Annotated in this window: 22 protein-coding genes, 1 tRNA gene and 1 pseudogene; 14 read left to right on the forward strand and 10 right to left on the reverse strand. The window is 65.9% G+C overall.

All coding sequences use genetic code 11. The annotated features are described in order from the left end of the window. The first annotated feature begins 14 nt into the window (after nucleotides 1–14). Nucleotides 15–902 (forward strand): UTP--glucose-1-phosphate uridylyltransferase GalU, encoded by an 888-nt coding sequence (galU, locus tag ACSFBC_RS08000; RefSeq protein ID WP_435509774.1) that lies wholly within the window; start codon nucleotides 15–17, stop codon nucleotides 900–902. On the opposite strand, the gene ACSFBC_RS08005 is transcribed toward galU, so the two are convergent. The 4 genes from ACSFBC_RS08005 to cysM form a co-directional block, all read right to left on the reverse strand. After that, the gene (locus tag ACSFBC_RS08005) at nucleotides 883–1,992 is read right to left on the reverse strand and encodes an SGNH/GDSL hydrolase family protein (protein WP_435509775.1); all 1,110 of its coding nucleotides are present in this window, start codon (nucleotides 1,990–1,992) and stop codon (nucleotides 883–885) included. The two genes, galU and ACSFBC_RS08005, sit on opposite strands and share 20 nt — an antisense overlap. Before the next feature lie 133 nt (nucleotides 1,993–2,125). After that, entirely contained in the window at nucleotides 2,126–2,353 is a 228-nt protein-coding gene (locus ACSFBC_RS08010; RefSeq protein ID WP_219210416.1) for a sulfurtransferase TusA family protein, read from the reverse strand. A gap of 13 nt (nucleotides 2,354–2,366) precedes the next feature. Next, the gene (locus ACSFBC_RS08015) at nucleotides 2,367–2,921 is read right to left on the reverse strand and encodes an NUDIX domain-containing protein (protein WP_435509776.1); all 555 of its coding nucleotides are present in this window, start codon (nucleotides 2,919–2,921) and stop codon (nucleotides 2,367–2,369) included. A gap of 9 nt (nucleotides 2,922–2,930) precedes the next feature. Further along, nucleotides 2,931–3,833 carry a cysteine synthase CysM gene (cysM, locus tag ACSFBC_RS08020; protein ID WP_219210420.1) on the reverse strand — a complete coding sequence of 301 codons (903 nt, stop codon included), beginning with the start codon at nucleotides 3,831–3,833 and terminating at the stop codon, nucleotides 2,931–2,933. 41 nt (nucleotides 3,834–3,874) lie between these two features. Here cysM and ACSFBC_RS08025 point away from each other — a divergent pair. From ACSFBC_RS08025 to ACSFBC_RS08035, 3 genes are all read left to right on the forward strand, one after another. Continuing rightward, a tRNA-Leu gene (locus ACSFBC_RS08025) sits at nucleotides 3,875–3,959 on the forward strand. A gap of 259 nt (nucleotides 3,960–4,218) precedes the next feature. After that, a complete protein-coding gene (locus ACSFBC_RS08030) occupies nucleotides 4,219–5,307 on the forward strand; it encodes a serine hydrolase domain-containing protein (RefSeq protein ID WP_435509777.1) in 1,089 nt (362 codons plus the stop codon). Between the two features lie 164 nt (nucleotides 5,308–5,471). Beyond that, entirely contained in the window at nucleotides 5,472–6,026 is a 555-nt protein-coding gene (locus ACSFBC_RS08035) for a hypothetical protein (protein ID WP_435509778.1), read from the forward strand. A gap of 181 nt (nucleotides 6,027–6,207) precedes the next feature. On the opposite strand, the gene ACSFBC_RS08040 is transcribed toward ACSFBC_RS08035, so the two are convergent. Next, a complete protein-coding gene (locus ACSFBC_RS08040) occupies nucleotides 6,208–6,822 on the reverse strand; it encodes a TetR/AcrR family transcriptional regulator (protein ID WP_435509779.1) in 615 nt (204 codons plus the stop codon). 81 nt (nucleotides 6,823–6,903) lie between these two features. Here ACSFBC_RS08040 and ACSFBC_RS08045 point away from each other — a divergent pair. Continuing rightward, nucleotides 6,904–7,326 (forward strand): annotated as a pseudogene (locus ACSFBC_RS08045) (VOC family protein); the annotation flags it as partial. A 485-nt stretch (nucleotides 7,327–7,811) separates the two neighbouring features. Then, nucleotides 7,812–8,027 carry a hypothetical protein gene (locus ACSFBC_RS08050; protein ID WP_435509780.1) on the forward strand — a complete coding sequence of 72 codons (216 nt, stop codon included), beginning with the start codon at nucleotides 7,812–7,814 and terminating at the stop codon, nucleotides 8,025–8,027. Nucleotides 8,028–8,284: 257 nt separating this feature from the next. On the opposite strand, the gene ACSFBC_RS08055 is transcribed toward ACSFBC_RS08050, so the two are convergent. Next, entirely contained in the window at nucleotides 8,285–8,629 is a 345-nt protein-coding gene (locus ACSFBC_RS08055) for a hypothetical protein (RefSeq protein WP_435509781.1), read from the reverse strand. Between the two features lie 275 nt (nucleotides 8,630–8,904). Here ACSFBC_RS08055 and ACSFBC_RS08060 point away from each other — a divergent pair, with 275 nt between their 5' ends. Further along, nucleotides 8,905–9,033 (forward strand): hypothetical protein, encoded by a 129-nt coding sequence (locus ACSFBC_RS08060; protein ID WP_435509782.1) that lies wholly within the window; start codon nucleotides 8,905–8,907, stop codon nucleotides 9,031–9,033. 210 nt (nucleotides 9,034–9,243) lie between these two features. Here ACSFBC_RS08060 and ACSFBC_RS08065 read toward each other — a convergent pair whose 3' ends face one another. Both ACSFBC_RS08065 and ACSFBC_RS08070 read right to left on the reverse strand, forming a co-directional pair. Further along, the gene (locus tag ACSFBC_RS08065; RefSeq protein ID WP_435509783.1) at nucleotides 9,244–9,624 is read right to left on the reverse strand and encodes a hypothetical protein; all 381 of its coding nucleotides are present in this window, start codon (nucleotides 9,622–9,624) and stop codon (nucleotides 9,244–9,246) included. Nucleotides 9,625–9,657: 33 nt separating this feature from the next. Next, nucleotides 9,658–10,647, reverse strand: a complete 990-nt coding sequence (locus ACSFBC_RS08070; protein WP_435509784.1) for a LysR family transcriptional regulator — start codon at nucleotides 10,645–10,647, stop codon at nucleotides 9,658–9,660. A gap of 104 nt (nucleotides 10,648–10,751) precedes the next feature. Here ACSFBC_RS08070 and ACSFBC_RS08075 point away from each other — a divergent pair, with 104 nt between their 5' ends. The 4 genes from ACSFBC_RS08075 to ACSFBC_RS08090 are packed head-to-tail and all read left to right on the forward strand — an operon-like array spanning nucleotide 10,752 to nucleotide 15,056. Next, complete coding sequence (locus ACSFBC_RS08075; protein ID WP_435509785.1) at nucleotides 10,752–11,315, forward strand: Bug family tripartite tricarboxylate transporter substrate binding protein; 564 nt, start codon at nucleotides 10,752–10,754, stop codon at nucleotides 11,313–11,315. Further along, on the forward strand, nucleotides 11,312–12,325 hold the full coding sequence (locus ACSFBC_RS08080) for a CobW family GTP-binding protein (protein WP_435509786.1): 1,014 nt from the start codon (nucleotides 11,312–11,314) through the stop codon (nucleotides 12,323–12,325). Before ACSFBC_RS08075 ends, ACSFBC_RS08080 begins: the two co-directional genes overlap by 4 nt. A 4-nt stretch (nucleotides 12,326–12,329) precedes the next feature. Then, entirely contained in the window at nucleotides 12,330–13,997 is a 1,668-nt protein-coding gene (locus ACSFBC_RS08085; protein ID WP_435510051.1) for an amidohydrolase, read from the forward strand. A gap of 39 nt (nucleotides 13,998–14,036) precedes the next feature. Further along, nucleotides 14,037–15,056: a helix-turn-helix transcriptional regulator gene (locus tag ACSFBC_RS08090; protein WP_435509787.1), complete on the forward strand. Its 1,020-nt coding sequence runs from the start codon at nucleotides 14,037–14,039 to the stop codon at nucleotides 15,054–15,056. Between the two features lie 37 nt (nucleotides 15,057–15,093). On the opposite strand, the gene ACSFBC_RS08095 is transcribed toward ACSFBC_RS08090, so the two are convergent. Beyond that, nucleotides 15,094–15,327, reverse strand: coding sequence for a hypothetical protein (locus tag ACSFBC_RS08095; RefSeq protein WP_435509788.1), 234 nt, complete (start codon nucleotides 15,325–15,327; stop codon nucleotides 15,094–15,096). Nucleotides 15,328–15,531: 204 nt separating this feature from the next. Continuing rightward, nucleotides 15,532–15,765 (reverse strand): hypothetical protein, encoded by a 234-nt coding sequence (locus tag ACSFBC_RS08100; RefSeq protein ID WP_435509789.1) that lies wholly within the window; start codon nucleotides 15,763–15,765, stop codon nucleotides 15,532–15,534. Here ACSFBC_RS08100 and bcsD point away from each other — a divergent pair. The 3 genes from bcsD to bcsQ are packed head-to-tail and all read left to right on the forward strand — an operon-like array spanning nucleotide 15,764 to nucleotide 17,351. Further along, a complete protein-coding gene (bcsD, locus tag ACSFBC_RS08105) occupies nucleotides 15,764–16,240 on the forward strand; it encodes a cellulose biosynthesis protein BcsD (protein WP_435509790.1) in 477 nt (158 codons plus the stop codon). The genes ACSFBC_RS08100 and bcsD overlap by 2 nt on opposite strands. After that, nucleotides 16,237–16,554, forward strand: coding sequence for a BcsR/BcsP family cellulose biosynthesis protein (gene bcsR / locus ACSFBC_RS08110; RefSeq protein ID WP_435509791.1), 318 nt, complete (start codon nucleotides 16,237–16,239; stop codon nucleotides 16,552–16,554). The genes bcsD and bcsR overlap by 4 nt, the downstream gene beginning before the upstream one ends. 2 nt (nucleotides 16,555–16,556) lie before the next feature. After that, nucleotides 16,557–17,351 carry a cellulose biosynthesis protein BcsQ gene (gene bcsQ, locus ACSFBC_RS08115; RefSeq protein ID WP_435509792.1) on the forward strand — a complete coding sequence of 265 codons (795 nt, stop codon included), beginning with the start codon at nucleotides 16,557–16,559 and terminating at the stop codon, nucleotides 17,349–17,351. Nucleotides 17,352–17,389 lie beyond the last annotated feature (38 nt).

Consider the following 17,389-nt stretch of genomic DNA (forward strand, 5'->3'; position numbering starts at 1 on the left):
CTCCGATCGAGTTCATGTCCAACACCACGCGCATCCGCAAAGCAGTTTTCCCCGTGGCCGGTTTCGGCACCCGCTTCCTGCCCGCCACCAAGGCCCAGCCCAAGGAGATGCTGCCGGTGGTCGACAAGCCACTGATCCAGTACGCCGTGGAAGAGGCCTATGCGGCCGGCATCCGCGACATGATCTTCGTGACAGGCCGCAACAAGCGCGCCATCGAAGACCATTACGACACGGCCTACGAACTGGAAAACCAGCTCGAAGCCAGCGGCAAGACCGCGCTGCTCAACATCGCCCGCTCGGTCATGCCCGACGACATGACCGTGTCCTATGTGCGCCAGCCGCGCATGCTGGGCCTGGGCCATGCAGTGCTGTGCGCCGAGCATCTGGTGGGCAACGAGCCCTTCGCCGTATTGCTGGCCGATGACTTGATGGTCGGCCCGCCAGGCGGACAGCCGGTGCTCGCACAAATGACCGCGGCCTTCGCGCAGCTGGGCCGCTCGCTGCTCGCGGTGCAGGAAGTGCCGCTGGACCAGGTCAAGCGCTACGGCATCGTGGCCGGCGACACCATCGACGAGGGCCTGATCAAGGTCAACAAGATGGTCGAGAAGCCCTCGCCCGAAGCGGCGCCGTCGCGCCTGGGCGTGGCCGGCCGCTACGTGCTCACGCCGGGCGTGTTCGCCGAGATCCGCAACCAGCCCAAGGGCGCGGGTGGCGAGATCCAGCTGACCGACGGCATCGCGGCGCTGATGAAGAAGGAAGCGGTCTATGCCTATGCCTACCAGGGCACGCGCTACGACTGCGGCAGCAAGGAAGGCTTCCTGCAGGCCACGGTCGAACTGGCACTGGCCCACCCCGAAGTCGGCGCCCAGTTCCGCGAATACCTCAAGACCCTGGCGCTCTGAGCGAGGCCTCGGCCAGCGGCAGCACGAAGCGTGCGACGTCGGCATCACCGATCGGCGTGAGCGGCAGGCCGAAGCCCTCGCGCAGCCGCGCCACCAGCGACTGGGCCCACAAGGCGTTGTAGACCAGACCCGCGTGGCCGTCCTGCAGGATGGCGTGCGTGGGGTCGTCTCCCATGCTGTTGCTCACCTGCAGGGTGCCGCCGATCGTGAGCGTGCGGTAGGCCGGCTTGCCGTCGGCATCGCGTGCGCCCCAGTGCGCCCGTACCCAGGCATCGTCGTCGAAGAAGATCGTCTTCGGCTCGGCTTCGACCACGGCGCGCAGGGCGGCATTGAACCGGTCCAGTGCGAGCACGATGTTGTTCGACTCGCGTGCGCTCCGCCAGTGCTCAAACTGCAGCGGATCGGCCGCTTCGTTCGACACCCCGACCACCACGATGCGCGTGTCCGGATGGGCCGCATGGATCAGGCGCACGCTCTCGCGGATGCGCTGTGTGCAGCGCTCGGTCACCTCACGCAGCACGGGGGCCTGCGGATCGCGCGCCTGCTCCGCCAGGTGGGCCGACCAGTCGCCGAGCCCGCTGCGGACCACGACCACGCCGTGGCGCCAGCGCTCGGGCTCCCGGTCCATCAGCGCGACCAGCCGCGGCGCCTGCCTGAACTTGCCCTGGGTCAGCTCGTTGCACCCCATGGCCGAGTAGGCGAAGTTGTAGAGGTAGTCGTCCTTGCGCGGTGCGCGCCCGACGGGAAGGCCCAGCAGGTCGAACACCCGCAGCACGACGCCCGAGTGCCCCCAGCGCACCCAGGGCCCCAGGTCGAATTCATCACCGCGCAGGCGGGTCAGGATCTCGCCCCACTGGAAGGTGCGCGCTTGGTTTTTGCCACCCCGCTCGCCGGAACTCACCGGAAACGACAGCCGGTCCTGGTAGGAATGGCTGTTGGAATCGCCGAGTATCGCGAGCGGGATGGCCGGGGCCGGCACGCTGCGGCCCCGGGCCTCGTCGGGCAGCCCGCCGCCCCATCGCAGCAGCCCCCAGCCTAGCGCGGCGCAGACCATGATCGCAAAAGCTGTTCGCCACGCGATACGCCGCATGGTCGCAACTCAGAACGCGTGCAGGAACCGTCGCGAGCGCGCCGAGCCTGCGTCGAGGACCGGAGCCGCACTCCTGTGCGGTGAGGACCGCAGATGCGGGATCGGTGGGCGCAGCAGGTTCATGCGCGTGTTCTCAGCGGCGGCGCAGGATATGGATGTAGTCGCTGCCGACGGTCTGCTGCTCGACCAGGTCGTTGCCGGTCTGGCGGGCGAAGGCCTGGAAGTCGCGCAGCGAGCCCGCGTCGGTCGACACCACCTTGAGCAGCTGGCCGCTCTGCATGTCGTTGAGCGAGCGCTTGGCCTTGAGGATGGGCAGCGGGCAGTTCAGGCCGCGGGTGTCGAGCTCTTGATGGATGTGCATGGCGTTCCTGATTCTAGGTGGCCAGGTCGGCGGGCGGGGCCGCCGGACGGGGCCATTCGACGAACTCGGGCTCGTGGCCGCGACTGCGCAACCAGTCGGCCAGCGCGTAGCCGGTGCCCGCCGGCCAGCACTTGAGATCCTTCAGGTCGTAGAGCCGGTAGTCGACCAGCTCGGGCGAGAGTCGGACCTCGCCGTCGGCCACCACGTGGTAGGCGACGATGACCTGGTTCATGCGCTGGAAGTCGTAGACGCCGACCAGCGTCACCGCGCTCGCATCGAGGTTCGTCTCTTCCTTGACCTCGCGTGCGATGCCGCCCTCGGGCGTTTCGCCGGCCTCCATGAAGCCGGTGATGAGCGCGTACATCTTGTGCTGCCACGCGGCATTGCGTGCCAGCAGCACCTGCCCGCGGTACTCGACGATCGCGGCCAGCACGGGCGTCGGGTTGTTCCAGTGCGTCCAGTCGCAGTTCGGGCAGCGCAGCCGCGTGGTGAGGCCGCTGTCCTCGTGCTGCGCGATGTGGGCCAGCGGCGTCGCGCACGCCGGGCAGAAGGTGGGGACGAAGACCATCGGGTGCGATCAGGCGGGGAACACGCCGGTGGACAGGTAGCGGTCGCCGCGGTCGCAGACCACGAACACGATGGTGGCGTTCTCGACCGTCTTGCCGATCTCGAGCGCCGCCCACAGGGCGCCGGCGGCCGAGATGCCGCCGAAGATGCCCTCCTCGCGCGCCAGCCGTCGGGCCATCTCCTCGGCGTTGTCCTGGCTCACGTTGACCACCTGGTCGACCCGGCTGGGGTCGAAGATCTTGGGCATGTACTCCTGCGGCCACTTGCGGATGCCCGGAATGCGCGAGCCGTCCTCGGGCTGCGCGCCCACGATCTGCACCGCGGGGTTCTTTTCCTTGAGGAAGCGCGACACGCCGGTGATGGTGCCGGTGGTGCCCATGGCACTCACGAAATGGGTCACCTTGCCCTGCGTGTCGGCCCAGATCTCGGGGCCGGTGGTCTCGTAGTGGATGCGCGGGTTGTCGGGGTTGGCGAACTGGTCGAGCACGATGCCCTTGCCCTGCGCGACCATCTGGTCGGCCAGGTCGCGGGCGTACTCCATGCCGCCGCTCTTGGGCGTCAGCACCAGTTCGGCACCGAAGGCCTTCATGGTCTGGGCGCGCTCGATCGACAGGTCCTCCGGCATGATCAGCACCATGCGGTAGCCCCTGATGGCCGCGGCCATGGCCAGCGCGATGCCGGTGTTGCCGGACGTGGCCTCGATCAGGGTGTCGCCGGGCTTGATCTCGCCGCGCTCCTCGGCGCGACGGATCATCGACAGCGCGGGTCGGTCCTTGACCGAACCGGCCGGGTTGTTGCCTTCCAGCTTGCCCAGGATCACGTTACCGCGCCGTACGTTCTCTGCCGCGCCGATGCGCTGCAGTGCCACCAACGGCGTCTTGCCGATGGCATCTTCGATGGTCGGGTATTTCATGCCGAGCACTGTGCCATAATTTTGAGCTTCTCTCCTTCCCTGCCCGGGTGGTGAAATTGGTAGACGCAGGGGACTCAAAATCCCCCACCGAAAGGTGTGCCGGTTCGATTCCGGCCCCGGGCACCATGTTTTCAGGCGCACTTCCGCGATAGTGCCTGCCAACGAGAACCGATGTGTTCCGCATCTGTTCCGCGACACGTTCCGCTTTTGCAGCGAGCGGTCGTCAGCCTCCAGCTCCTCACGCAGCTCAAATTCAGTCGGAAACTGCCGGAATCGCGCGCCGCGACCATGCCGCGTGCGGTCGCCCCGTCACTTCGCCGACCTGCTGCTCGCCCCAGCGTGCCTAAACGCTACCATCGCCAGAACTTGGAACGAGGAGTCTTCGATGCGCTCGCGACGTGGCTTTTTACTTGAAGCATCGGCATTCGCTGTTGGCGTTCGCGGCATCGATGTCCAGGCTGCGGAAGGCGAAGGAGTAGCGCGAACCCCGTACGAATGGAATGAAGCTGCACCAGAGGCAAATGGCTTCGCGCCGGGCGCCCTGGAGCGGGTTGTGGACTCTGGAACGGGTGTGGCCGCGCTCAGGAGTCTGCTGGTCGTACGCGCGGGGGCCCTGGTTGCCGAGCGCTACTACGGGGGCGCTACGTCGGAGGACCTTCTCGCAATCAATTCGATGACCAAGAGCGTCACGTCGCTTTTGGTCGGGGCTGCGATAGCCGAGGGAAAGCTTCGGAGCGACCTCTCACAGAATGTTGCGGAGCTCTTGCCTGAACTGGCTGCGAGCGTTTCCGGCACCGCGGCACGCGACATATCGCTTCGGCAAATACTGACTGGGACGTCTGGTCTCGCCTATGACTATCGAAGCCAAGCCAGAGCGCTCACCAGTGCCGCCGACCCGGCGATTTACGCCTTGGAATTGAGCGCGGACGGTAAGGTGCCGGGCAGTTGGTCATACAACGATGCCGCGATATCACTTCTCAGTCCCATACTGCAACGCGCCCAGGGCATGAGCTTGGCGGCTTTGGTCAAACGTGACTTGTTTGATCCGCTTGGCATTGGACGATTCCAGTGGGAGCGCGATAAAACCGGAAGAGAGTACGCCTACCGCGGCATTAGGCTTCGCACGCGCGACCTCGCCAAACTGGCTTGGACAGTCGCGAACAAAGGGAAGTGGAGGGACAAGCAAGTCGTGCCGGCTGCGTGGATCGAGGAAAGCACCCGGCCGCACACTCCAGGCTCTTGGCGTGTCCAGCCTATCGGGCAGAGCCAGTACGGATACCTCTGGTTCACCGGGCAGCTTCACGGAAAGCCAGTTGCGTGGGGCTGGGGATACGGCGGGCAGTTCGCTTTGGTGGCGCCGTCGCTAGACCTGGCGGTCGTAACGGCCGCCACCGACCCTCGACCTCAGGACTTGCAGTCGCAAACGGCGGCAATTATGGCGCTCGTCGCGCAAGTCGTAGCGCTGGCGGTTTAGACGGTTGCTGGCGCGGATGTCCACTTCCGGCCGACCGTAGCCATCGCAGCTGAGGCCGCGTGGAGCCCGGTACAGTCGTCGGGGCCTCACGAACGCCGCCGCTCGTGGGCGAGCGGATGGCACACTACGAGAAACCGCACGCCAGTGCATCGCCGAATGCCGAAATGAAGAAGTTGCTGCCATTGCTGGTCCTGACGAGCTCGCTCGCCCTCCACGTCCACGGCGCGGCGCGCAATCCGTATTCGGCAGAAGAAGCCCGGACATTGCTCGCCTCCCTGGGTGCCCATGTGATGGTGATCAACTCCGACCTCACGTTGAGAAAAAAGCAGCCGGCTAAGGAGTTCGATCTCCTTGCCTACTACCCGCTGTCGAAGGACAAGGTGGACGAATACAAGCGCAGTGGTCAGCTCAAGAAAAAGAGGGACGATATTGCCAACTTCGCTACCTACAGAATCAAGAACTACCAGCTGACGAACGAGAAGAACGAGACGCTGCAGCTTGAGGGCGTGGATTCCGGTCCACTGGAGAATTTTCCGCTCTGGACCTACGACAATGTCTTGTGCGGCCAGTTGGGCCTCTATGTGAAGCTGGACAAGCGCTTCGAACGTCTCAAAGGGCACATGACGCTGGTGTTGGAAGTGCCCGGGGGAATTGCGCACGAAACGCGCGTTCCAATTGACCTCTCCATCACGGACAGGGATCCGCGGCCCGGCATCTGAAGCCGCTTTTTCTCGTTGACGCAGCCTGCCCGAGGAGCGGCAGCTTGGTGACGGGGTCGAGTGCCGGCCGGTGCATGCGGCTCATCAACGGGTGCGCATTGGCATTGAACGTGATCATCGTGTAGCTGCTCCTTTCGCCCGCGCAAGCGCCCAAGCCTCGCGCCTGCCGCGGACTTTTTCCTCACTCCGCGCGCGTCGGTTTGAGACGCGCATCCGGCCCGAGCGTTTGCACGAGCAGCCAAAGCATTGCCTTGCGTACTTCGCCCGCATCGGCACCGCCATCGATCTCCAGTGCCGCGCGGTCGAAGGCAGCCGACAGGAGGCGGGCAAGGGCATCGACCGATGCCTTGCCCTCGCACACACCGGCCTTCGCGAGGCCCTCGCGCAGCGAATGGGCTGCATTGGCATCGTCCATCGCCACGATCTCGGCCATGCCCAGCACAGCCGGCCCGTCGATCAGCAGCAGCCGCGTGCGACCCGTGACGCGCATGGCGTCCAGGTAGGCCTCGCTGCCGGTCAGCAGCGCCTCGCGCGGTGTGAGCTTGTCGGGCGTGGCCGCTTCGATGTCGGCCGCCACGGCCTGCGCCTCGCGCATCAGCACCTGACGGAACAGGTCACGCTTGTCCGTGAAGTGGTGGTACAGCGCGCCGCGCGTGATGCCCGCGGCCAAGGCGATCTCTGGCGTCGAGGTGTCGCCGTAGCCCTTGCTGACGAACAGGGTGCGGGCCGCCTCGATCAGGGCCTGCTGGGTGGTTTCGGTGCGTTCGCGGTTGGTGCGGGGTGGGGCTTTGGCCATGCCCCTAATTTACATGCAAGCTGTCTGTACGTTAGGATCCCATCGACATGCAGCCTGTATGTTTAATGAAAGGACCCTCTCATGAAAGTGACGAGCTACTACCCCGTGGTCATGACGCGCGACGTGACCGGCACGGCGGATTTCTACCAACGGCACTTCGGCTTCGCGCCGCTGTTCACCAGTGACTGGTACGTGCACCTGCAGTTGGCGGGCGAGCTGCCGGTCAACCTCGCGGTGCTCGACGGGCGGCACGAAACCGTTCCCGAGCCCGCGCGCGGCCAAGTGGCGTGCGGCCTGCTGCTCAACTTCGAGGTAGACGATCCCGATGCCGTTCACGACCGGTTGAAAGCCGCGGGCCTGCCGATCCTGTTGACGCTGCGTGACGAAGCCTTCGGCCAGCGCCACTTCATCACGCGCGACCCGAACGGCGTGCTGATCGACATCATCAAGCCGATCCCGCCATCGCAGGAATTCGCGCAGCAGTACGCCGCTGGCGCGTTACCGACCTGGGGCGTTCAGCCTGTCTTCGAGTCAGCAGACCCTGCCAAAAGCGAGGGAGGTCGGCTTTCGCGGCTTGGGCGATTTCGGACGGTGCTCGCGCCGGCGTAGCCGCCGCGATGATCCGATAGGCCGAGCTTGCCTACACCAAGTCCGACCTGCTGGCACCTTTCTAGGACGTATGTTGCTGCGCGTGGCCCAAGCAAAATACGGATCAATGACAGAAATTCGCCTGCAGTGGAAATCCGAAATCGTGCACTTTCGCGACGATCTCCTCCTCTTCGGCGTTTGGCACGAAAGGACGGCGGCGAGCGCCCGTGACTTGGATCTGATGGTCAAGGCGGGGGAACAGGTCTACGGCGCTGGCTCGCACTGGGTCGAGACGCGAGGGCAGCCAGAGAACCACTGGATCGAGCGCGTACAGCATCGGCCCGTGGGCCCCTGTACGCTCAACCGACTCCCCCGCAGTCCTTCGTAGGTTGATTTCCGGTATGCCACAAACCAACTCTCGCCTGACACCAGACCAGAAAATCGCGGCTCTCGCTTGGAAGGCGGCGTGCGAGAAGCTGGACCACTTTCTTCGTGCGACGCCAGGGTATCCAGAACTGAGCACGGTCGAGGTGGCACACATGATGGACACGACGGAAAGCGCGTTGCTCGAACTACGCCGCACATTCGAGGAGCGGGCGCAAGCAATGCCGCCCTGAGCCTGCAGGCGAGCCCGTCCACAACGGAAAACAGCCACAAGCGCCGGAGCCCAGGGGCTCATGAGACGGTGCTTCGCGTTCAGCGCGCGGGCAAACTGCCAGCGGCATTCGTAGCCCGATATCGACCTGTGCCCATACTTCGAGCTGATCGCCGATGAGATGCCGCGCGGCGCGGCTGCATCCCCGAGCGATTCGGGGCGCGGGTCTGCCCTCCGCTCGAGGGACGTGCGCGGTCTCGGTCGGTCGCCCGCGGACTCTCAACCTGTGACCAAGTCAAGCGAGCCGATTCGATGCCCAGTGACGGTGATCGAGGAGTCAGGCAACGGGGACACACCTGCAACGCAGAAGGCGATGTCGTTGCCGGTTCCTTCAAGCGCTAAGTCAAAGGCACCGCCGAGCTTGCTGAAAGCGATCTGTGCGGCTTCCGCATGAGCCCTCACCCTGAGTTTGACCTTGATCTCGTCGCCATCCTGCTCAACGGTGCCGGCATACAGATACTGCGTATCCGCCCCGTGCACGACCCCATCGTTGATCACGACCACTGCACCGACGCCGGGCAGTTGGGCGCTAAAAGACAGTGCATAAAAGCCTGAAAGTTTCATAGCGGTCTCCATTCCTTCAGACCACCGTAACGGCGTGCAACCGGATGCAGAGTAGGTAAACCCGCCGAGCCTTGACGGAAATGCGCTATGCCATCCAAGCCGGCGCGTCCACCTCTGCGCTCTCTCGCGCACTGAGGGGCTCACCGTCAGCGAACCCAGCGCCGTGCCGCTGGCCACGCGGTGCGGACGCTTGCCCTGGATCTACCTCAAATATGGGAGGACGGCGCCCAAGGAACCCCATACGATCGCGAACCCAGTAAGTCTAAAGGGTGCACATGAAGCTGCAAACGCCAACACGAAGACGGATCGGAGAAGATGCGCCGGGCGCCGCCATGAGGGAACTGGCGATCTTTGTCACCGTCATCGGACTCACCTTAGTGCTTAGTTTCGTGTTCATAGCCTGAAGCGCTGGCGCCAAGCCATCTTCTCGCAGCGATGACCCCGCACCCGTAGCCGACCGATTCTTCAGGACGCTTGCTGGCGCAAGCATCATGTGATCGTTGCGCACGATGCCCGGCAACAGTCTCGCTTCGCCGTCTCGGGTCTCGACCGATTTGCGACACGCTGGCAGGAAGCGGCGTCGCTACCGAACTGGACGACAAGCACCTTGCCAGTCACCGTGTCCACACGACCGGCACTGACGCGTCGCAGCTGGTCATTCCCGTCGTTCCGTTGCGCCCCATGCTGATGCGAATGCGCGCCTCGGCCACAGGCTCGATCTTGCGGCCGAAGCTATCGGCGTAGTCGTGCGCGGTGGCCACGAGGCTCTTCTTGCAAGCAGCTTGAGCTTCGCTCTCTGTGGCGAACCGATGGCCGGGGTATGTCGACGAGATCAGGAAACCGCCGGGTCGGTTCTCGACCTTGTACGTTGCATCGCGATCGCCTGAAAGCCCCCCGCCGCTTGGGAGGGGTGTGCATCCGACGCTCAGGACCACGAGCAAGGCCCCCACCACCGTCTGCCTCGCTCTCGTCAACATGTCATGCAGCTCCACCATGCTTCCTCAAGGATGTCCCACCTAAGCAGCTCATCATAGTGACCCGGGTATCGATCTTTCGCCAGAACACGCGGGCTCAGTCGCTTCGGCGGGTGGAAGCCTTCGCGCCCAGTTCTTTTCCTTTTCCTCCAGATGGCGCCGAATGAAGTCCATCAACGTTCGCGTGGCGAGCGCGGGAAATCGGTTCGACGCCGTGAGCATGTAGATCCCGTCGCCCACGCCCTCCGGGTCGTAGTCGCCCAACACCTCGATCACCTGTCCGGACGCCAGTTGCTGCCACACCGCATAACGGGGGAGCAAGGCAATGCCGAGCCCCGCGGCCATCGATTCATAGATGAAGCGATAGTCCCCTGACTGGATGCGCGGCGTCACGCGCAACGCCAACGGGCTTCCGGACGCTCTGAGCTTCAGGTCGAAATGCCGCCCCATCGAGGCCGGGGCAATGAGGTCGCAGCGCGTCAGGTCCTGCGCGTGCACGACGGGCTCTTGTTTGGCGAGGAATTCCGGTGTCGCACACAGGCACCAGCTCACATCGCAGATCCGTCGCGCCACATGGTCTTCCGGCGGCCGCGAAGTGATTTTCAGCGCGACGTCGACCTCCGCGGAAATCACATCGGAAATGTAGTCATTGATGATGACCCGCAATGAAATGGCCGGGTGCTGCCTCGCAAAGTCCATCAGCACCGGCGTGAGGTAGAGGTGCCCCAGGCCGGTGGGAAGGCGAATGCGTACGTCGCCCCGCACGGTCTGCCCCAGGCTGTCGATCGACGAGGCGGCCGCCTGCACTTCATCCAGCATGCGCAAGCCATGCGTGTACAGGTGGCGCCCGGCCTCCGTGAGTTCGATGTGCCGAGTGGTGCGCAGCATGAGTTGCGCGTTCAGGCGCAACTCCAGGGCCTTCAGGCTGCGCGAGACATTCGAGCGCGTCATGCCACTGGCTGCGGCCGCAGCCGTGAGCGTTCTGGATTCGACCATCTTCACGAAAAGCCGAATCAGATTCAGGTCAAAAGAATTGTCAATCATGGCTCACCACGCATGGCACAGATCGGTGAATTGTATGTATCTGGAATCAATTTAGTATCAACTATTGCCTCGTTTTTACGCCTTAATTTTTTAAGGAGTTTGCCATGGAACGTATGGAAAAGTTTTCAACACAATTGAACAAGATCATTGCCATATCGGCGACATTTGTCATTTTTTTCTCTCCTGCATTGGCGGCCGACTTTCCGGAATCGGGCGGCACGATCACCGTGAACATGCCTTTTGGCCCGGGCGGCATGGTCGACCTGATGGCGCGCACGATGGCTCCGCACTGGGATGCCAAGTGGGGCATGCGGACCGTCGTATTGAACAAGCCGGGCGCCAGCGGCCAAATTGCATTGACCGAAATGCTGCGGCAAAAATCGGACGGCCAAACCATCGCATTCACGCAGGGTTTCGATACCCAGATGACCTATCTCAATGCGGAAGCCAACGCGCCCTATTCCCGCAGCAGTTTCACGCCGGTAGGGCAGGTTCAAAGCACCCCCTCGGTCTGGATCGTCAGGGCGGACAGCCCACACCGCACGATGGAGGCGCTGCTCGAGGCCGCCCGGAAGCGGCCCGGGGAATTGAATTTCGGAACGCCGGCCAGCCGCGGCCCCGCCGTTCTCCTGGTGCGCGCGTCCGGCGACGTCAGGCCCGTCCAATGACGCCGACGCTTCCGACGGCGCCGCAGGCGTTGCCGGTCACCCTCCTCGGGGGCTACCTCGGCGCGGGCAAGACCACCCTGGTCAACCATCTGCTGCGCAGCGCCCAGGGCCGCCGCATCGCGGTGCTGGTCAACGACTTCGGCGACCTCGGCATCGACGGCGACCTGATCGAGGCGCGCGAGGACGATGTCATCAGCCTGGCCGGCGGCTGCATCTGCTGCAGCTTCGGCGGGGATCTGATGGCGGCCCTGCTGCGCACGCGGGACCGCGCGGCGTCGCTGGACCATGTGCTGATCGAGACCAGCGGTGTCGCCCTGCCGGCCAGCGTGGCCCGGGCCCTGCAGCTGGTCCAGGGGCTGCGCCTGAACACGGTGGTGGTGCTGGCCGACGCCGGCGCCATCCAGCAGCAGGCCGCGAACGGCTATGTGGGCGAGACGGTGCGCTGCCAGCTGCAGCAGGCCGACATGCTGGTGCTGAACAAGCTCGATCTGCTGCCCTCGCCCCCCTCACCCGGCCTCGGCCAGTGGGTCGCGCAGCAGGCCCCACAGGCCTTCGTGCTGGAGGCCACGCGGGGCCAGGTGGCGCCCGAACTGCTGTTCGACATGCCGATCCCGCGCGGCGAAATGGCGCGCCGCCCCGAGACGAATCCCGCCGAGCGGCCGCTGGACCTCCGGGCCGGTGCCCATGGCGTCTTCCGCAGCATCAGCTTCGCCTTCGCCGGCACGGTGGACGTGGAGGCGCTCGAGCGGGCGCTGACCGCGCATCCCGACCGGATCGTGCGCGCCAAGGGCCTGCTGCGCGGGGCCGACGGGACGGCGGTGCAGCTGCAGCTGTCCGGGGCCCGCTGCATCACGACGCCGTGGAAGGGCAAGGCGTTCGCCACCGGCCGCCTGGTCTGCATCGGGCCGGCCGCGACCTGGAACGAGACCTTGCTGCGGGCACTGGTCTGGCGTTGCGCCGTACCGAGCGAGGCGGGCACGCGCCGCGCCGACAGCCACCGTCGTGCCTGAAGGGATGCGCCACGTGACCACCACGCTCTACCCGGCCCGAAAAATCCTCACGATGAACCCGAACCGGCCGCTTGCCGACTGCGTGGCGGTTCGCGATGGGCGGATTCTCGGTGTCGGCTCCCGCGAAGAACTCGCGCAATGGGGCGCGCACCGGGTCGACATGCGCTTCCAGCACCAGGTGCTCCTGCCCGGCTTCGTCGAGGGTCATTGCCACCTGTCCCAGGGCGCGCTGTGGCGCTTCGTCTATGTCGGCCCGCACGATCGCACCGATCCGGACGGGCAGCTGTGGCCTGCGCTCACCACGCTGAGGGCAGTGATCGCACGCCTCAGGACAGCCCACGAACGCACGCCCCACACGCCGGTGATCGGCTGGGGCTTCGACCCGCTCTCGATGGACGACCCGCGTTGCGGCCGGCACGACCTGGACGCCGTGTCCGAGCAGCAGCCGGTCGTGCTGATGCATGCGAGCCTGCATGTCATCAGCACCAGCACGGCGGGCCTGCAGGCCGCCGGATACCTGCGTGCGGGCATCGACCACCCCGGGCTTCCGCTCGGCCCGGACGGACTGCCCACCGGGGAGCTCCGAGGGCCGGACGCCATGTGGCCGGTGGCCGAGGCGGCCGGGCTGAGCCGCCAGCTGCTGGCAGCGGACGAGGACGGCATCCGCGTCTTTTCGCGGCTGTGCGTGCGCACCGGCGTCACCACCGTCGCGGATCTCTCCAACCCGCTGTCCGACGAGATCGTCGACATGATGCTGCGCGTCACGGGCGCGCCCGACTTCCCTCTGCGCGTGGTCTCGATGCAGCGCATGGCCGGACAGGGGCCCGTGGAAACGGTCGCCAATGCCGTGCGCCTCAAGGCCCTGAGCAGCGATCGCCTGCGGCTCGGCTTCGTCAAGGTGGTGGTCGATGGCTCGATCCAGGGCCTGACGGCACGCGTCCGATGGCCCGGCTATTTCAACGGCGCGGCCAACGGCCTCTGGTACGTGGCACCCGAGCAGCTGTGCACGCTGCTGTCCCATGCCTTGGGCAGCGGCGTGCCGGTGCACCTTCACACCAATGGCGACGAGGCCACGGAACTGGCGCTCGACTGCATGCAGACCGCGTTGGCGGAGTCACCGGCCTTCGACCACCGCTTCACGCTCCAGCATGCGCAGATGAGCACCCGCGCACAGTTCCTGCGGATGCGGGCGCTGGGGCTGTGCGTCAATCTTTTCGCCAACCACCTGTACTACTGGGGCGACATCCACCATGCGCAGACGCTGGGCCCCGAGCGCGCCGAGCGGATGAATGCCTGTGCGAGCGCCATCGACGCCGGCGTGCCCTTCGCCATCCACTCCGACGCACCCGTCACGCCGCTGGCGCCGCTGTTCACGGCCTGGTGCGCGGTCAACCGCCTCACGTCGTCCGGCCGGGTGCTGGGCGCGGCGCAACGTATCGGTACCGACCAGGCGCTGCACGCCATCACGCTGGGCGCCGCCTACACGCTCGGCTTGGACGACGAGATCGGCTCGATCGAGGCCGGCAAGCGGGCGGACTTCGCCGTGCTGGAAAGCAACCCGCTGGACTGCCCGGCAGGCGAACTGAAGGACATCGGCATCTGGGGCGTCGTGCAGGGCGGACGGGTGTTCCCGGCCGCCACACCGGTGACGGCAGCCAGCGCAGCGAACTGAACAAGAGACATTCATCCATAGAAAACCAAGGGAGGCGCGATGAAATTCGCAGACGAACGGCAAGCCGGTACTTTTCCGGCACCCCATGGACTGGCCCGAAGCGCCGCGTCGATGTCCACGCATCCGGATGTCGACGACGACGACGATCCCGAGCATGGCGCAGGCCTGGAGCGCTGCACCATGGTCGAGCTCGCAAACATGTGCTTCATGCGCGTCCAGGGGCCCGCGGAGAAAGCCTGCCGCCGGGCCATGACGGCGATCGGCGAAGGACGGCGCGTCCCTCTGCATTTGGTGATGATCCGCCATGGCGGCCTCACGGTGCGCGACCCCTCGGGGCGCAACCTCACATTGGGGCCCGACGACATGGCACTCATGGACGGCAAGACCGCCGCGACACTGCTCTCGCTTCAGTTCGTCGACGCCTGGATCATCGGGCTGTCGGACACCCTGATCGCGCGCTGGCTCCAAGGCATGTCGGCAGCCACCGGCCATCGGCTGCGGGGCGACAAGGGGTGGGCCAGGGTTCTGTCCGCCTACCTCCGGAACTGGGAGTTCGAGCAACTGAACGGGCTGATCAGTCCCTTCGAGAAGGAGATCATCGGTGAGCACGTGATGTCCCTGCTGTCGATGGCGCTGGCACAAGAGCCGGTACCGGCACCAGGCGATGAGGCCTGCGGCACACAGCGCACCTCCACGCGCGATCGCGGTCTGCATGCCCGGATGCACCAATGGGTTCGCGACAACTACGCGAATCCGGAGATCGGCGTGGCGACGCTGGCCACGCAGTTCGGCGTGTCCACGCGCTATGTGCACAAGGTCTTCCTGAATGCCGGAAAAGGCGAGACCTTTCTGGACGCCCTCCGAGGCGAGCGACTCGAAGCCGCGGCCCGGCTGCTGCGAACCGCCGCCAAGGCGCCGACCTGTGTCTCGGACATCGCCTATGCCTGCGGCTTTTCCGATCCGGGCTACTTCGGCCAGGTGTTCCGCCGGAAGTACGGGGTGTGCCCGAGCGAATACGCCAGGAAAGGCGATTCGACGCCGGAAGACGCCGGGTTCTGAGCCACGCCGACGTGATCCGGCGCCTCTGAACGGCGCCCTACTGCCGTGTCGTCGCCCAGAACGCCATGCGATGCCAGGTCGACGACACGAAGCGCGCGGCCATCTTGCGCTCGTGCGCCAGCCGCCGGCGCCGGATCACCGACTCCAGCGCTTCGGCCACGGCCCCGGCCGTGCTGTCGCCACCGATCGACCGCATGCGCAGGCCCAGCGCGATCTCCTCGAGATCCTCGGGGCTCAAGCGCGCGAAGCGGACATCGTCGCGCCCGATCATGTCAAAGGCACCCCGTGCGAACGCTGCGGCCAGGCGCGTGAGAAGAAACCCGGCGCCGCCGGGCGCCAAGTGGGAACGTGGGGGGATTGATCGGCGGCGCGGGACGACGAGGGAACCGCGACGTGCCGCGCCGCATCGCCCGGGTGGCTCCAGACGGCCAGCGGGAGGGGATGAGCGTTTGTCATGTAATCAATTGTGTTTACTTCAAACGTGATCGGCAAGCAAAAATATCACACTTAAGTTAACAAATCCGACACAAACGCCTGTACCGACCTCGGCACGCGCGCAATGCAGGGCCGCAGCCCCCTCGGCGGACCGTCCGGCCAGGGTGAAACAGCGCCGGAAATCCGTTGTCCGGATCACACGCACGGCGACGCGCCAGGGGTCAGCTTTGTTGTCAACAGGCCATGGCACCATGACAATCAGGAAACAATTCATGACCACCTCCACCTCGCTTTTCAGTTACTACGAACGAATTACATGCTCAGCGCAGTGGCTGGACTTCAACCGCGCCCTGGCCGCCGAACTGAGTGCGGGCCTTCCCCCTGAAGAGAACCGTCGGCTGTTCTTCCGGATCGGCGAACGCGTCGCAGGGAGCCTGCCGGTGGCGCGCTGCGACACGCTCGCCGACCTGCAGGCGGCCTTCAATGCGCGTTGGGAAGGCATCGACTGGGGCTTCGTCACACTGGAAGAAAGCGCGGAGCAGCTGACGATCGTTCATGCCTGCAGCCCGATCGCGATGGCCTTCGGACCCGACACCGCCGACTGGACCGTGGGTTTCTTCGAAGGCGCCTACCAGACCTGGTTCGCCACGCAAGGCTCGCCCGCCGAACTGAAGGTGCGGGCCGAGCCCCGAGACGCCGCCGGCGGCCTGCCCACGGTGGTGCTGAAGCTCGGGAGGCTCGCCGCATGAGTGCAGACAATCGCCAGCAGGAAGACGTCGCCGGCCTGTTTCGCAAGTTCGGCGGCGATGCCACGCGCTACAAGGAATTCGCACCGGCCGAATCGCCGCGCACACAGGGCGCCTGGCCGCTGGTGAACGGCACGCGCGCTGCGGCCGAAACCGCCACGCCGCCCGCCCCCGTACAAGCGCTTGCGCCCGCAGCAGCGGCGCCCGCCGCCGCGCCACGCGCGCTCGATGCATTGTTCGCCCGCCTTGCCGGCGCGACACCACCGACCCCTGCCGCAGGCCAGGGTCTGATGTCGCACTGGCGCAGGTCCGGCTGACGATGCAGGTCGTGTCCGTCATTGCCGCCAAGGGAGGCGTCGGCAAGACCACGGTGACTGCCAACCTGTGCATCGCGCTGGCGGCCGGCGGCCGTCCGGTGCTGGCCATCGACCTCGACCCGCAGAATGCGCTGCGCTTCCATCTGGCCGACGACCCGCGCGCGAACGGCACCGGCGGGCTCGTCGATGCCGAACGCGGCGCGTGCAGCTGGCCGCAGGCCATGCAGCGCGGCCACCACGGCGTGGTGCTGCTGCCCTTCGGCGAGGTCGACGACGACGCCCAGATCGACCTCGAAGGCCGGCTCGCCGCGCACCCGTACTGGCTGGCCGACATCCTGGCCTCCTTCCGGCTGCCCGACGACGCCTTCGTGCTGCTCGACACGCCGCCGGGTCCGTCGGTCTACCTGCAGCAGGCGCTGCGGGTGTCGCAGCTCAACGTGGTGACGCTGCTGCCCGACGCCGGCTCCTTCGCCACGCTGCCCATCGTCGAGCGCATGGTCGACAAGCACTGCAGCCCGCGCCCCGACTTCGTGGCCAGCACCTATGTGATCAACCAGGCCGACGCCTCGCGCCGGCTCAACCGCGACGTGCTGCAGACATTGCGCGACACACTCGGCACGCGCCTGCTGGGCGTGGTGCAGCAGGACCAGGCCGTGAGCGAGGCCCTGGCCTCGGCCACGACGGTGCGGCACTACGCGCCACACAGCCAGGCCGTCGACGATTTCGCCCACTGCACCGCCCGGCTGCTCGAGCGCTTCGCCATGGCGCCCGCGGCCGGCGCGCACTTCTACCGATGACGGGCATGGCCACGCCGTCGCCTTCCCAAGCCAGGCTC

This window comes from Variovorax frigidus (assembly GCF_051216515.1).
GTDB lineage: Bacteria > Pseudomonadota > Gammaproteobacteria > Burkholderiales > Burkholderiaceae_C > Variovorax.